This window comes from Streptomyces kanamyceticus, assembly GCF_008704495.1.
Lineage (GTDB): Bacteria > Actinomycetota > Actinomycetes > Streptomycetales > Streptomycetaceae > Streptomyces > Streptomyces kanamyceticus.
The window spans coordinates 9,011,100-9,027,107 of record NZ_CP023699.1 but is presented as its reverse complement, the minus strand read 5'-3'; the positions used below and the strand labels follow the sequence as shown (position 1 = coordinate 9,027,107).

Sequence of the window (16,008 nt, the reverse complement as noted above, 5' to 3'; positions counted from 1 at the left end):
CATCCCCAACAAGCGCCTCACCGCCGAAGTCTCCGCCGTGCGTCGACTCGCCGCCGGTGACGCGCCCGCCGATCTGCTGCGCACCCTCGCCGAGACGGACGGGCCCGGTGTCGATCCTGAGGAGCTGCACCGGATCGGCGAGAGCCTGGGCTACCGGACCGTGCTCACCTGGTCGGCGGAGTCCGAGGATCTTCTGGACGCGGTGTTCCTCTCGGCCAACATGGCCGAGGTGGCCGAGGGCGTCGTCGTCGAAGGGCTGTACCGGCCCGGTGCGGGTGGCGCCGGGGAGAACCCGGCGACATGGGCCAACAATCCGGCCCTGTCGCGCGACATCGGCGCCTTCGCCGCCTCGGTGCGCGAGCATCTGCGCACGCGGCTGCCCGAGTTCATGGTCCCGGCCGCGGTTCTTGTCGTGGACGAGTTCCCGCTGACGGTCAACGGCAAGCTGGACCGGGCCGCGCTCCCGGTGCCGGAGTTCCTGGCCGCGGCGACGTCCCGGGTGCCGAGGACGCCGGTCGAGGAACTGCTGTGCGGGCTGTTCGCCCAGATCCTCGGTGTGCGCACGGTCGGGGTCGACGACGGCTTCTTCGACCTGGGCGGGCATTCGCTGCTCGCGACGCGCCTCGTGTCGCGGGTGCGGTCGGTGTTCGGTGTGGAACTCGGTGTGCGGGCGCTGTTCGAGGCGCCGACCGTGGCGGCGCTCGCCAGGCTGCTCTCGGGCGCCCAGCGGGCCCGTCTGGCGCTGGCGGCGGCGGAGCGGCCCGAGCGGCTTCCGCTGTCGTACGCGCAGAACCGGCTGTGGTTCCTGCACCGGCTCGAGGGCTCTTCGGCCACGTACAACATCCCGTTGGTCGTACGGCTGACAGGGTCGCTGAACAGGAAGGCCCTTGCGGCGGCCCTCGGGGACGTGGTCGCCCGGCACGAGAGCCTGCGGACCGTGTTCCGCGAACACGACGGCACGCCCTACCAGTTGGTGCTCGACGCCGCCTCCGCGGTTCCCGCGCTCGACGCCGTGGCGGTCGCCGCCGGGGAGGTCGACCGCGCCGTGGCATCAGCGGTACGGCACGCCTTCGACCTCGGCTCCGAACTCCCCCTGCACTCCACCTTGTTCACGTCAGCGCCGGACGAGCACACGCTGGTACTCGTCCTGCACCATGTGGCGGCCGACGGCTGGTCGCTCGAACCGCTCTGGCGCGACCTGGCCGCCGCGTACGAGACACGCTCGCGCGACGGCGCGGCTCCGGAGTGGGAGCCGCTGCCCGTGCAGTACGCCGACTACACCGTGTGGCAGCACGAGCTCTTGGGCGACGGCGGGGACCCCGACAGCGTGCTCGCCGAGCAGCTCGGCTACTGGCGGACCCGGCTCACGGGTCTGCCCGAGCGGCTCGAACTGCCCACCGACCGGCCGCATCCTGCGGTCGCCTCCTACCAGGGCCGCACACTGCCCTTCCGTTGGGACGCCGATGTGCACGCGGGACTCGCGGAGTTGGCGCGGAGCAGCGGCGCGACCGTGTTCATGGTCGTGCACGCGGCGCTCGCCGCGCTCCTCGCCCGGTCCAGCGGCGGTGACGACATCGCGGTCGGCTCCCCCATCGCGGGACGTACGGACGAGGCCCTCGACGACCTCGTCGGGTTCTTCGTGAACACGCTGGTCCTGCGTACGGACGTGTCGGGCGATCCCACCTTCCGTGACCTGCTCGCCCGGGTTCGGGAGACCGATCTGGACGCGTACGCGCACCAGGACGTGCCGTTCGAGTTCCTCGTCGAGGCGCTGAACCCGGCACGCGCCCTCTCGCACCACCCCTTGTTCCAGGTGATGCTGGCCTGGCAGAACACGCCCGATGTCGGGCTCGCGCTGCCGGGTCTGGCCGTCGAGCCCGCTCCCGTGGGGACGGGTACCGCCCGTATGGACCTCGTGATCAGCATCGCGGAGAGCAGGGCGGGCGACGGGGATCCCGCGGGCCTCGACGGGGTGGTCGAGTTCAGCACCGACGTGTTCGACGAGGCGACGGTCGTGGCGCTGGTGGAGCGGCTCCACCGGGTGCTCGCCGCCGTGGTCGCCGACCCCGAACTGCCGGTCGGTGCGATCGAGTTGCTGAGCGGCACGGAACGCCGCGAGCTGCTCACCACGTTCAACGACACGGCACGCGAACTGCCGGGCCACACCCTGCCCGAGCTGTTCGAGGCGCAGGTGGCACGCACCCCGGACGCGGTGGCGTTGGTGTTCGACGACACCGAGCTGACGTATGCCGAGCTGAACTCGCGGGCCAACCGGCTCGCCCGCCATCTGGTGGCCAAGGGTGTGGGTCCCGAGGCGACCGTCGCCGTACTGCTGGACCGCTCGCCCGAACTGGTCGTGGCGCTGCTGGCCACGCTCAAGGCCGGTGGCGCCTATCTGCCCGTCGATCCGGGATATCCGTCGGACCGGGTGGCGTTCATCCTGCGGGACGGGGCGCCGGTGTGCCTGGTGACCAGCGGCGACACGGCCCTGCCCGACGGCTCTTCGGCCGGGCCCCTGGGCATTCCCCTCGTCCGCGTGGACGACGCTTCGGCGAAGAACCTCGCCGATGCCGACCTCACCCAGTCCGAGCGGGTCCGCCCGCTCCACCTCTCGCATCCGGCCTACCTCATCCACACGTCGGGCTCGACCGGACGCCCGAAGGGTGTGGCCGTCACGCACGCGGGCATCGGCAGTCTGTCCGCGACGCAGATCGAACGGTTCGGGGTCTCGGGCGACAGCAGGGTCCTGCAGTTCGCCTCGGTGAGCTTCGACGCGGCGGCGTGGGAGCTGTGCATGGCGCTGCTCTCCGGAGCCGCACTGGTCATGGCGCCGAAGGAGGACCTGGCGCCCGACCGGCTCGGGGCCCTGTGCGTCCGGCAGGGTGTGACCCACATGACGCTGCCTCCCGCGCTGCTCCCCGTGGTGGCACCGGAGGACTTCCCGTCGGGCGGTGTCCTCGTCGTCGCGGGTGAGGAGTGCCCGCGCGAGGTGGCCGCGCGCTGGTCGGCGGGCCGCACGATGATCAACGCGTACGGCCCCACGGAGGCCACGGTCTGCGTCACCATCAGCGCGCCGCTGTCCGCCGGGGGCCGACCCGGTCCTGTGCCGATCGGCGTGCCGGTCGACAACACGCGCGTGTACGTGCTCGACGGCGGGCTGCGGCCCGTACCCGCGGGTGTGGTGGGCGAGTTGTACGTGTCCGGTGCCGGTCTCGCACGCGGGTACGCGGGCCGGTCCGCCCTGACCGCCGAACGGTTCGTCGCCTGCCCCTTCGAGGACGGGCAGCGGATGTACCGCACCGGTGACCTGGTGCGCCACCGTGCCGACGGGCAGCTGGAGTTCGCCGGACGCGCCGACGACCAGGTGAAGGTCCGGGGCTTCAGGGTCGAGCCCGGCGAGGTCGAGGCCGTCATGGCGGCGCATCCGGCCGTGACCCGGGCCGCCGTGGTGGCGCGGGCGGGCAGCGATGTACTGGTGGGTTACGCCGTCAGGGATTCCTCGACGGACGCCTCGGAGGTCGAACTCGCGGGTTCGGTGAGGGACTTCGTGCGTGGGCGGCTCCCGGAGTACATGGTGCCCGCCGCCGTCATGGTCCTCGACGAGCTGCCGCTGACCTCCAACGGAAAGCTGGACAAAGCGGCCCTGCCCGTACCCGAGTTCATCGCGGGGCCCTCGTTCCGCGCGCCGCGCACCCCGGCCGAGGAAGTCCTGTGCGCGCTCTTCGCCGATGTCCTCGGCACCTCGCACGTCGGCGTGGAGGAAAGCTTCTTCGATCGTGGCGGGCACTCCCTGCTCGCGACGAAGCTGGTGTCGCGCATCCGCTCGGCGTTCGGCGCGGAGCTCGGCGTGAAGGCGCTGTTCGAGGCACCCACGGTGGCGGCGCTCGCCCGCGTGCTCGACGAGCGGGTAGGCGCGGGCCGGACCAGGCCGGCGCTGCTCCCGGTGTCGCGTCCGTCGCGTCCCGAGCGGCTCGCGCTGTCGTTCGCGCAGAAGCGCCTGTGGTTCCTGTACCGCCTCGACGGCCCTTCGGCGACGTACAACATTCCGCTGGTCGTACGGCTGACGGGAGCACTCGACGGTGCCGCCCTTGAGGCCGCGCTCGCGGACGTGGTGGACCGGCACGAGAGCCTGCGGACCGTGTTCCGCGAGCATGACGGCACGCCGTACCAGCACATTCTCGCCCCGGACGCGGCGCGGCCCGCCCTGCGCAGGCGCCGGGTGGACGCCGACGCGCTGGACGGGGCGGTCGCCTCCGCCGTGCGCCACGCCTTCGACCTGGGCGCCGAAGTTCCCGTCCGCGCCGAGCTCATCGAGCTGTCGCCGGACGAGCACGTCCTGGCCCTCGTGGTGCACCACATCGCGGCCGACGGCTCCTCGCTCGCGCCCCTGTGGAGCGATCTCGCCACCGCCTACGAGGCACGCTCGCTCGGCGGCGCGGCGCCCGCGTGGGAGCCGCTGCCGGTGCAGTACGCCGACTACACGCTGTGGCAGCGCGAACTCCTGGGAGACAGCGCCGACGAGGACAGCCCGCTGGCCCGGCAGCTCGGCCACTGGAAGGAGCGGCTCGCCGGACTCCCCGAACGGATCGAACTCCCGACGGACCGCCCGCATCCGGCGATCGCCTCGTACCGCGGCGGCAGCCTGACGTACCACTGGGACGCCGAACTGGGCACGCGGATCGCCGAGTTGGCGCGGCGCAGCGGCACGACCGTGTTCATGGTCGTGCACGCGGCGCTCGCGGCGCTGCTCTCGCGGTCGGGCGCGGGTGACGACATCCCGATCGGTACGCCGATCGCGGGACGTACGGACGAGGCGCTCGACGACCTCGTCGGGTTCTTCGTCAACACCCTCGTCCTGCGCACCGACGTGTCGGGCGACCCCACCTTCCGCGAACTCCTCGCCCGCGTCCGCGAAACCGACCTCGACGCCTACGCCCACCAGGACGTCCCCTTCGAACACCTGGTGGACGTGCTCAACCCGTCCCGCACCCTGGCCCACCATCCCCTCTTCCAGGTGATGCTGGCCTGGCAGAGCACCGCGCGGTCCGCGCTCGGCCTGCCGGGGCTGACCGCGTCCCCCGTGGCGACGGACACCAGCACCGCCCGGATGGACCTGGTGTTCAACCTGACGCAGAACACGGCCGAGGGAACCATCGACGGGTTCGTGGAGTTCAGCTCCGACGTGTTCGACCGGCGGACCGTCGAGGCCCTGGTCGGGCGGCTCGGACGCCTCCTCGCTGCCGTCACCGACGACCCGGACCTGCCGGTCGGCGCCATCGGCCTGCTCACGGCCGACGAACGCCACCAAGCGCTCACCGCGGGGAACGACACCGCGCTCGACCTGCCGTCATCGTCCGTACCGGAACTCGTCGACGCACAGGCGCGGCGCACCCCGGACGCGGTGGCGGTCGCCTTCTGCGACGTAGAGCTGACGTACGCCGAACTCGCCGCGCGCTCCGACCGCCTGGCGCGCTCGCTCATCGCGCGCGGCGCGGGACCCGAGCGGCTCGTCGCGCTGCGGCTGCCGCGCTCGGCCGGGCTCGTGGTGGCGATGCTGGCCGTGCTCAAGACCGGCGCGGCCTATCTGCCCATCGATCCGGAGTATCCCGAGGAGCGCATCCGGTTCATGCTCGACGACGCGCGGCCGGTCGTCGTCCTGGACTCGCTCGACGACGAGACCGACGAGGCCGACGAGGCCGACGAGGCCGACGAGGCCGACGAGGCCGACGAGGCCGACGAGGCGGAGAGCCGAGACGCGGGTGGGGCCGAGGTGGGGCCCGTGCGGCGCCATGGACTCCATCCCGCGTACGTCATCTACACATCGGGCTCCACGGGACGGCCCAAGGGCGTCACCGTGCCCGGCGAGGCCCTGCTGAACCTGGTGGTGGCCATGCGCGACCGCCTCGGTCTCGGCGCGGGCGACACGTTCCTCGCGGTCACCACGACGGGGTTCGACATCGCGGGCCTGGAACTGTTCGTCCCGCTGGTGAGCGGCGCCCGCGTCGTGGTCGCGCCGCGCGGGACCGTCCGCGATCCGGAGGCACTCGGCGCGCTCCTCACCCGGTCGGGCACCACCGTCATGCAGGCCACTCCCAGCCTCTGGCGCGCTCTGACGGCGACGGACGTACGACTCGACGGGGTCAGCGTGCTCGTCGGCGGCGAGGCCCTGCCGCAGGACCTGGCGATCTCGCTGGCCAAGCGCGCCGGTTGCGTCCTCAACGTCTACGGGCCCACGGAGACGACCATCTGGTCGACGGCGGCGACCGTGGAGGACGAGACGCCGGGCATCGGCACACCGATCGCGAACACCCAGGTGTACGTGCTCGACGGGCGGCTCGCACCGGTGCCGGCCGGTGTCGTCGGCGAGTTGTACATCGCGGGCTCCGGTCTCGCACGCGGGTACGCGGGTCGTGGCTCCCTGACCGCCGAACGGTTCGTCGCCTGCCCGTTCGGCGGGCCCGGCGAGCGCATGTACCGGACCGGCGACCTGGTGCGCCGCCGCGCGGACGGCCGAATCGACTTCGTGGGGCGCGCCGACGACCAGGTGAAGCTGCGCGGCTTCCGCATCGAGCTAGGTGAGATCGAGTCGGCGCTGGCCGGGCATCCGGCGGTACGGCAGGCGGTGGCGGTGGTGGTCCGGGGTGGTGAACGGCTCGTCGCGTATGTGGAGTCCTCCTCCTCCGACACAGCTGCCACTGAACTCGGCGCAGTACTGCGGGAGTTCATCCGAGCGCGGCTGCCCGAGTTCATGGTCCCCGCCGCGATCGTGACGCTCGACGCGTTCCCCCTGACCGCCAACGGAAAACTCGACCGTGCCGCGCTCCCGGCGCCGGACTTCGCCCCCGCGCCCGCGTCCCGCGCGCCGAGCACCCCTGCGGAGATCGCCCTCTGCCAGGTGTTCACCGAGGTGCTCGGGGTCGAGGCAGGTGTGGACGACGGGTTCTTCGACCTGGGTGGCGACAGCATCATGTCGATCCAGGTGGTCGGCCGGGCTCGTGCGGCCGGTTATGTGATCACGCCCCGGGACGTGTTCCTGCACAAGACCGTGGCGGCGCTCGCCGAACGCGTGCAACCGACGGAACCGGCAGCACCCGCTGAACCGGCACCTCAAACAGAGCCACAGGCGCCCCTGGTGAAAATGGGCCGCGGCCAGTTGTCGAAGATCGAAGCAGCGTGGAGGAATCGCAAGTGACGCAGTCGGAACTGTCGGAACTGGTGGACGTATGGCCGCTCGCTCCCCTGCAAGAGGGCCTCTTCTTCCACGCCCGCTATGACGAGGACCGCGCCGACGTCTATGTCCTCCAGGCCGTCTTCGACCTGGCGGGCCCGCTCGACACCGAGGCGCTGCGCGGCGCCGCGGACGCCCTGCTCGTCCGGCACCCGAACCTGCGCGCGGGCTTCTGGGACGAGGACCTGGAGCAGCCCGTCCAGCTGATCCCCGCCGAGGTCACCGTCCCCTGGCACGAGACCGACCTCGGGAGCCTCGAAGGGGACGGGCAGCAAAACGCGCTGGACCGGATCCTGGCCGAGCAGCGGACGCTCCGCTTCGACCCGGCCGACCCGCCGCTGCTCCGCTTCGCGCTCATACGCCTGGGTGAGCGGCGGCACCGGCTCGCCCTGACGGCGCACCACATCCTGCTCGACGGCTGGTCGCTGCCGGTCCTGTACCGGGACTTCTTCCACCTCTACGAGCACCACGGCGACGACTCCGGGCTGCCGCCCGTGACTCCCTACCGCGACTATCTGGCCTGGCTCGGGGAGCAGGATCCGGCGCGGGCGACGGCAGCGTGGGGTGCGGCGCTCGCCGGTGTCGACGGGCCGACGCTGGTCGGGGGCGCCGAGGCCGACCACGCCGCCGCCGAACCCGCCGACTCCGCACACGACACCGCCCGCCCCGAACGGCTCGACCACCCCCTGCCCGAGTCGCTGACGGCGGACCTCACCGCCTTCGCACGCCGCCGGGGGCTCACGCCGAACACCGTCGTGCAGGGCTGCTGGGCCCTGCTGCTCCAGCGGCTCACCGGCCGTGACGACGTGGTCTTCGGCATGACCGTGTCCGGCAGGCCGCCGCAGCTCCCCGGTGTGGAAGGCATGGTCGGGCTCTTCATCAACACCCTGCCCGTACGGGTACGGCTCCGCCCCACGGAGACCGTCGCCGCTCTGCTCACACGTCTCCAGACCGAACAGGCGGAGCTCGCCGAGCACCACCACCTCGGCCTCACCGAGATCACTCGCCTCACGGACCACAACGAGCTCTTCGACACCTTGATGGTCTTCGAGAGCTACCCCCTCGGCGACAGCGACGACGACCCGGTCTTCAACGGGCTGCGTGTCTCGGGCGCGAGCGGGCACGACGCCACGCACTACCCGCTCAGCCTCGCTGTCGTACCCGGCCGCAGGATGGTGCTGCGGCTCGACCACCGTCCGGACGTCGTCGACCGGGGGAAGGCGGAGGGGCTCGCGGCGCGGCTCGAGCGGTTGCTGCGGGCCGTGATCAGCGAGCCCGACCAGCTGGTGACCGGACTCGACCTCCTCTCAGCGGAAGAGAGGCGGCAGGCCCTTGCCGGATGGCACGACAGCGGGCGGGACCTGCCCGCACTGACCATCACGCAACTCTTCGCCGCGCAGGTGGCGCGCACTCCGGACGGCACCGCCCTGACCTGCGGGGACGTCCAGTTGACGTATGCCGAAGTGAACGCGCGGGCCAACCGGCTCGCCCGGTGGATGCGCGAGCGGGGCGCGGGCGTGGACGATGTCGTCGCGCTGCGCCTGCCCCGCGGCGTGGACCTCGTCGTCTCCGCGCTCGCGGCGGGCAAGGCGGGCGCGGCGTTCCTGCCCGTCGACCCCGGGTATCCCGCCGAGCGGGTGCGGTTCATGCTCGACGACGCCCGCCCCGCGATCGTCGTCGACGGGCCCATCGAGGCGTTGGAGTACGACGACACCGACCTGTGCGTGGCACAGGACCTGGCCGGCACCGCCTACGTCATCTACACCTCCGGCACGACGGGACGGCCCAAGGGCGTCGCCGTCACCCACACCGGCATCGCCGCACTCCACACCGCGCACGCCGAAGCCCTGCGCCTCGGCCCCGGGGCCCAGGTGTTCCAGGCCGTCTCCCCCAGCTTCGACGTCGCCGTCTGCGACCTCGTCATGACCCTGGGAACCGGCGCCACCCTCATCCTCGACAACCCCGGCCAACTCGCCGGAGACGAACTCACCACCGCCCTCCACCACACCGGAGCCACACACGTCGCGCTGCCCGTCTCCCTCCTCGCCACCCTCACCCCCCACCAACTCCCCCACCTGCAGCACGTCCTGACCGGCGGCGAGGTCTGCCCGCCCGACCTCGCCCGTCTGTGGACCACTGACGGACGGCAGCTCACCACCGCCTACGGGCCCACCGAGGCCACCGTCTGCGCCACCCTCACCGCCCCGGCCGGGAAACCCTCCCTCGGCCATCCCATCCCCAACATCCACACCTACGTCCTGGACACCTGGCTGCGACCGGTGCCCCCCGGTGTCACCGGCGAGCTCTACCTCGCGGGCCCCGGTCTGGCCCGCGGCTACGTCAACCAACCCGCCCTCACTGCCGAACGCTTCACCGCCAACCCCTTCGCCTCAGGGCAACGCATGTACCGCACCGGCGACCTCGCCCGCCGACGCACCGACGGCCAACTCGAATTCGCGGGACGCGCCGACCACCAGATCAAGATCCGCGGCTTCCGCATCGAACCCGGCGAGATCGAGACCGCACTCGCCTCGTTCCCCGGCATCGCCCAGGCGGCCGTATCCGTACGCCACGAAGTGCTCGTGGGCTACGTCGTGCCGATGAGCGCGACAGACCACGCGCAACTCACGAGCGCCCTAGGCGACTTCGCCCGGTCCCGTCTCCCCGCCCACATGATCCCCGCCACCGTGATGGTCCTCGACGAACTCCCGCTGACCACCACCGGTAAACTCGACCGCGACGCCCTCCCCGACCCCGCCTTCGAGGTCACCACCACCCGCGCACCCCGCACACCCACCGAGGAAATCCTCTGTGCCCTCTTCGCCGACGTGCTCGGACAGCCCCACGTAGGTGTCGACGACAGCTTCTTCGACCTCGGCGGACACTCGCTCCTCGCCACGCGTCTGATGTCCCGGATCCGGCCCGCGTTCGGCCTCGAACTGGGCGTGCGGGCGCTGTTCGATGCGCCGACGGTGGCCTCTCTGGCCCGGGTACTCGGCGGGGCCCGTCCGGCGCGGGCCGCGTTGGGGCGCGCGATACGGCCCGAGCACGTTCCGTTGTCGTACGCGCAGAACCGGCTGTGGTTCCTGCACCGCCTTGAGGGGCCCTCGGCGACGTACAACGTGCCGCTCGCCGTACGCCTCACCGGCACGCTCGACCGGCAGGCCCTGGAGGACGCGCTCGCCGACGTCGTGTCCCGGCACGAGAGCCTGCGTACGCTCTACCGCGAACACGACGGCACGCCCTACCAGTTGGTGCTGGACAGTGATGCCGCGCGGCCGACGCTCACGGTGTCGACCGTTTCCGCCCCCGCACTGGAGGAGTCGGTCACCTCAGCCGTACGCCACGGCTTCAACCTGAGCAACGAACTGCCCCTGCGCGCCACGCTCTTGACGCCTGAGTCGGTGGACGGGCGGCACGGCGAGGCCAACGAGCACGTTCTCGTCCTGGTCCTGCACCACATCGCCGCCGACGGCTGGTCGTTGGAGCCGCTCTGGCGCGACATCGCCGCGGCGTACCGGGCACGCCTTGCGGGAGCGGCTCCGGACTGGGCCGCACTCCCGGTGCAGTACGCCGACTACACGCTCTGGCAGCGCGAGATCCTCGGCGAACCAGCCGACCCCGACAGCACGCTCGCCCGCCAACTCGACTTCTGGACAAGCACACTCGCCGGTCTCCCGGCACGGATCGAACTCCCCGCGGACCGCCCGCACCCGGCGGCGGCCTCCCACCGCGGCGCGTCATTCACCTTCCACTGGAACGCCGACCTCCACGCCGATCTCGTCCGGCTCGCGCGCGGATCGGGCGCCAGCCTCTTCATGCTCGTACAGGCCGCCCTCGCGGCACTGCTCTCACGGTCGGGCGCCGGTGACGACATCCCCATCGGCACCCCGATCGCCGGACGCACCGACGAGGCACTCGACGACCTCGTCGGCTTCTTCGTCAACACCCTCGTCCTGCGTACGGATGTCTCGGGCGACCCCACCTTCCGCGAACTCCTCACCCGCGTCCGCGAAACCGACCTCAACGCCTACGCCCACCAAGACATCCCCTTCGAACACCTCGTCGAAATCCTCAACCCCCAACGCACCCTCGCCCACCACCCCCTCTTCCAGACCATGCTCGCCTGGCAGAACACCGCGGACGCCGTGCTCGACCTGCCGGGGCTCTCCGTCTCGCCCGTCGCCGCGGGCACGGGCACGTCCCGGACGGATCTCACCTTCAGCATCTCCGAACACCGGACGGCCGACGGCGGCCCGAACGGGATCGACGGGCAGGTGGAGTTCCGCACCGACATCTTCGACCGCAGCACCGTCGAGGCCCTCACCGCCCGACTCGGCCGAATCCTCACCGCAGCCGTCACCGACCCCGACCAGCCCATCGGCGACATCGACCTGCTGACCGAGGAGGAACACCGACAGGCCGTTTCCGGCTGGAACGACACCGCCCGTGAGGTGCCCCGGGCCTCCCTCGCCGAGCTCTTCCAGGCACAGGCCGCCCGCACCCCGGACCAGACAGCCGTCATCCACCAGGACACCCAGCTCACGTACGCGGAGCTCAACTCCCGCGCGAACAGGCTCGCCCACCACCTCATCACCCACGGCGCAGGCCCGGAAGGCGTCGTCGCGCTCAAACTGCCCCGCTCCACCGACATGGTCATCGCGGTCCTCGCCGTCCTCAAAACCGGCGCCGCCTACCTCCCCATCGACCCCCAATACCCCGACGACCGCATCCAGTTCATGCTGGACGACGCCCACCCCGTCCTCGTACTCGACGACACGGGCCTCGACACGTCCGACCAGCCGGACACCGACCCCGCCTCCGCCACCCGCAATCCCCTCCACCCCGCCTACGTCATCTACACCTCGGGGTCCACCGGGCGGCCGAAGGGCGTCGCGGTGTCCGACGGCGCCATGGTCAATCTGCTGTCCTGGCACAGCGGTGAGCTGCCGTGCGCGCGGCCGACCCGTACCGCGCAGTTCGCCGCGCTCAGCTTCGACGTGTCCGTGCAGGAGATCCTGTCCGCGGTGCTGTTCGGGAAGACGCTGGTGATTCCGCCGGACGACGTCCGTTACAGCCCTGAGGATTTGGTGGACTGGCTGGACGAGCAGCGGGTCGACGAGTTGTTCGCGCCGAATCTGGTGATCGACGCGCTGGCTCACGCGGCGGTCACACGTGGGCGGGAGCTGCCCGCGCTGCGGGAGGTCGTGCAGGCCGGTGAGGCACTGACGCTGAGTCCCCACGTGCGGGCGTTCTTCCGGCAGGTGCCCGGGCGGCGGCTGCGCAACAACTACGGTCCCAGCGAGACACATGTGGTCACCTCGCACACACTGCCCGCCGACGTCTCCGCCTGGCCGTCGTCCCCGGCGATCGGAGCACCTGTAGGGAACATCCGCGCCTATGTGCTCGACGACCGCCTGCGGCCCGTCGGCACGGGCGTGACCGGCGAGTTGTACATCGCGGGCGCGGGGCTCGCCCGGGGCTACACCAACCGTCCCGCCCTCACCGCCGAACGCTTCATCGCCAACCCCTTCACCCCGGGGCAGCGGATGTACCGCACCGGTGACCTCGTACGGCGCGGTACGGACGGAAAGTTGCACTACGTCCGCCGGGCCGACCAGCAGGTCAAGATCCGGGGTTTCCGCATCGAACCGGGCGAGGTCGAGTCCGTCCTCGCCGAGCACCCCGATGTCGCCCAGGCCGTCGTCACGGCGCACGAAGGCCACCGGCTCGTCGGGTACGTGGTCCCGGCGGCAGCCGCCGGAGCGCCCTCATCACCCGGTGAACTCGGCGCCTCTCTACGCGAGTTCGCCCGCACCCGCCTGCCCGAGTTCATGGTCCCCGCCGCGTACGTGACCCTCGACGCGATGCCGCTGACCCCCAACGGCAAGCTGGACCGCGCCGCGTTGCCCGAGCCCGACTTCGCCTCACCCGCCTCCCCCGCCGCCCGGCGCCCGGCACCGAGCCAGGAGGAGCAGCTCCTGTGCGGGCTGTTCTCCGAGGTGCTCGGGGTGCCCGTGGGCGCGGACGACGGCTTCTTCGACAGGGGCGGGCATTCGCTGCTCGCCACCCGGCTCGTCTCCCGCGTCAAGGCGGTGTTCGGTGTGGAGCTCGGCGTGCGGGCCCTGTTCGAGGCGTCGACGCCCGCCGCGCTGGCCCGGCGCCTGGACAGCGACACCTCGGGGGACGCGCTGAACGTGCTGCTTCCTCTGCGGACCACCGGCACCCTGCCTCCGCTGTTCTGCGTGCACCCCGCCGCGGGCATCAGCTGGCCGTACGCGGGGCTGCTCGCGCACGTCGCGCCCGACCGGCCCGTCTACGGGCTCCAGACGCGCGGCCTCACCGGCGCGGAGCCGCCCGCCCACACCATCGACGAGATGGCCGACGACTATCTGGCGCACATCCGGGCCGTGCAGCCGTCGGGACCGTACTCCCTGCTCGGCTGGTCCTTCGGCGGGCTCGTCGCGCACGCCGTCGCGACCCGCCTGGAGAAGGCCGGGGAGCGGGTGGAACTGCTCGCGCTCCTGGACTCGTTCCCGCCCGACCGCAGGCCAGGCGAGGAGATACCCGAGCTCGACCTGCGCGATGTGCTTGCCCTGCTCTTCGAGGAGATCGTCGGCATCGACCGCAAGCAGTTCGACGCGGACTTCGGCGGGCGGGAACTGACGGCGGAGCAGCTGATCGACTTCATGCGCGAGGAGAGCGCGGGGCGGGTCGACCTGCTGCTCGACGAGGACGTGCTCGCCAGGGTCGTCGACATCTTCATGCGGGTGCCGGACGCCCTGGACAAGTTCGTCCCCGAGCGGTTCGGCGGCGACGTACTCCTGTTCACCGCCGCGCAGTCGGCCGCGGAGTGGCCCGCGGACGATCCCCGGCGATCGGCGGGGGCCTGGTCGCCGTTCGTGGCGGGCGAGGTGACGGAGCACAGCGTCGACGTGCGACACGAGCACATGCTGCGCGCCGACGCGCTGGAACGGATCGGGGCCGTCCTGGCGAGGGCCCTGTCGCCCACACCCTGACGTTGCTGTACGCCCCTCAGCTGTCGGGCCCCGTAAGGGGCGCGGGGAACTGCGCGACCAGCCCCCACCGGCCCGCAGGTCGGCGACCACAGCGGGTGCGCTCAGGCCGCGACTGGGACGCTGCGCGGGCCGCGTACCAACAGGCCCGGGCGGTAAGGGAGTTCGGCCGCGTCCGCGGTCAGCCGGAGGCCAGGAAACGCGGCGAACAGACGCGGCAGCGCGACGGCCGCCTCCAGGCGGGCCAGGCGCGAGCCGACGCAGAAGTGCGGTCCGTGGCCGAACGCGACGTGGGGTGCGGCGCGCGGGCCACGGCCCGTGGCGTCGTGCGCGTAGCGGCCCGGGCGGAAGGCGTCCGGTTCGGGGAAGTGCCGGGGGTCGCGGTTGGCCGCGGCCAGGACGGCGAGGACCGAGGACCCTGCCGGTATGCGCGTGCCGTCGCCGAGGTCGACGTCCTGCGTGGCGTGCCGCCAGGTCGTGCCCTCCAGGGGGCTGGCGTGCCGCAGCGTCTCCTCGACGACGGCGGGCCAGCGCCCGGGGTCGCGCCGGGCGGCCGCCAGTTCGGCGGGGTGCGTGAGCAGCAGCAGGGACGCCGAGGCGAGCAGGTTCATGGTCGTCTCGTAGCCCGCGAACAGCAGCAGGAACGCCATGGCGAGCAGCTCGCCGTCGTCCAGGCCGCCTTCCGTCGCGTCGTGCGTGAGCGCGCTGAACAGGTCGGGGCCCGGGGCGCGGCGCTTGTGTGCGATCAGCTCGCCGAAGTAGGCGTACAGCGATGTCCACGCCTCGTCCACGGCGCCCGGCCGCAGTGCGTCGGCGGGCGAGCCGACCCGGTACGTCCAGTCGCGCAGGGCCGCCCGGTCGGCCTCGGGCACCCCGAGTACCTCCCCGATCACGAGCACGGGCAGCGGGAAGGCGAAGGCGTCGACGAGGTCCGCGCTCCCCTCGCGCGCGAGGCGTTCGGCGACGTCGCGCAGGAGCCCGTCGGTCAGCTCCTCGATCCGCGCCCGCAGCGTGTCGACGCGGCGCGGCGCGAACGCGGCGGTGGTCAGCCTGCGCAGCCGGGTGTGGTCGGGCGCGTCGGTGTTGAGCATGTGCCGGGCCAGACAGGCGCGGGCTCGCTGCGCGGGCGAGTCGCTCTTGGGGCGGCCCGCGCCGCGCGGCGGCACGTTCGAGAAGCGGGGGTCGGCGAGGACGGCCCTGGTCTGCTCGTAGCCGGTGACGAACCAGGCGTGCGTGCCGTTCGCGAGCGGTACGCGCGCCGCCGGGCCTTGCTCGCGCAGCCGTGCGTAGTACGGGTATGGGTCGCGCGCGAAGGCGGGGTCCGCCGGGTCGAGGGCGGTCGGCGGCGCGTCGGGGTGCCGGGGTGTGGGCAGGGGTGTGGTCACCCGCTCATCCTCGCCGGGGCGGGTGGTCCGTTTCGACGCGGTCCTGAGCCAGCGACCATGGCCGGGTGCTGTAGGAACCGAACAAAGAGTGGGTGATGACGCAGGGCCGCTGGTCGGCTATGTGCCGGGATTCCCGGCCGGTGGCTTGTGCGATGCGTACGCACGTTCCACCCTCGGCCCGGCTCTCCGCGCGCCCGACGCTGGCCTCTCCGTCCCTGCCGCACGCATGCGGAATTCCTCGAACGCGCCCGTCTCGCGCGTGCGGCAGTGGTACAGAGCACAACCACCTTGACGCAAGGGGGACTTGAGACCGCGTCATCGCGCTTGCTGTCGGCCCCCGTTGTGGAGAGTCCCCATACGTCTTCGCAGGTGGTGAGAC

At 72.1% G+C, this 16,008-nt stretch carries 3 protein-coding genes; 2 read left to right on the top strand and 1 reads right to left on the bottom strand.

From position 1 onward, the window contains the following. The first annotated feature begins 37 nt into the window (after positions 1 to 37). Both CP970_RS39175 and CP970_RS39170 read left to right on the top strand, forming a co-directional pair. Positions 38 to 7,192: a non-ribosomal peptide synthetase gene (locus tag CP970_RS39175; RefSeq protein ID WP_150494547.1), complete on the top strand. Its 7,155-nt coding sequence runs from the start codon at positions 38 to 40 to the stop codon at positions 7,190 to 7,192. Beyond that, the gene (locus CP970_RS39170) at positions 7,189 to 14,247 is read left to right on the top strand and encodes an amino acid adenylation domain-containing protein (protein WP_055543469.1); all 7,059 of its coding nucleotides are present in this window, start codon (positions 7,189 to 7,191) and stop codon (positions 14,245 to 14,247) included. The genes CP970_RS39175 and CP970_RS39170 overlap by 4 nt, the downstream gene beginning before the upstream one ends. Before the next feature lie 101 nt (positions 14,248 to 14,348). Here CP970_RS39170 and CP970_RS39165 read toward each other — a convergent pair whose 3' ends face one another. Then, a complete protein-coding gene (locus tag CP970_RS39165) occupies positions 14,349 to 15,629 on the bottom strand; it encodes a cytochrome P450 family protein (RefSeq protein WP_224058957.1) in 1,281 nt (426 codons plus the stop codon). Between the last annotated feature and the right edge of the window lie 379 nt (positions 15,630 to 16,008).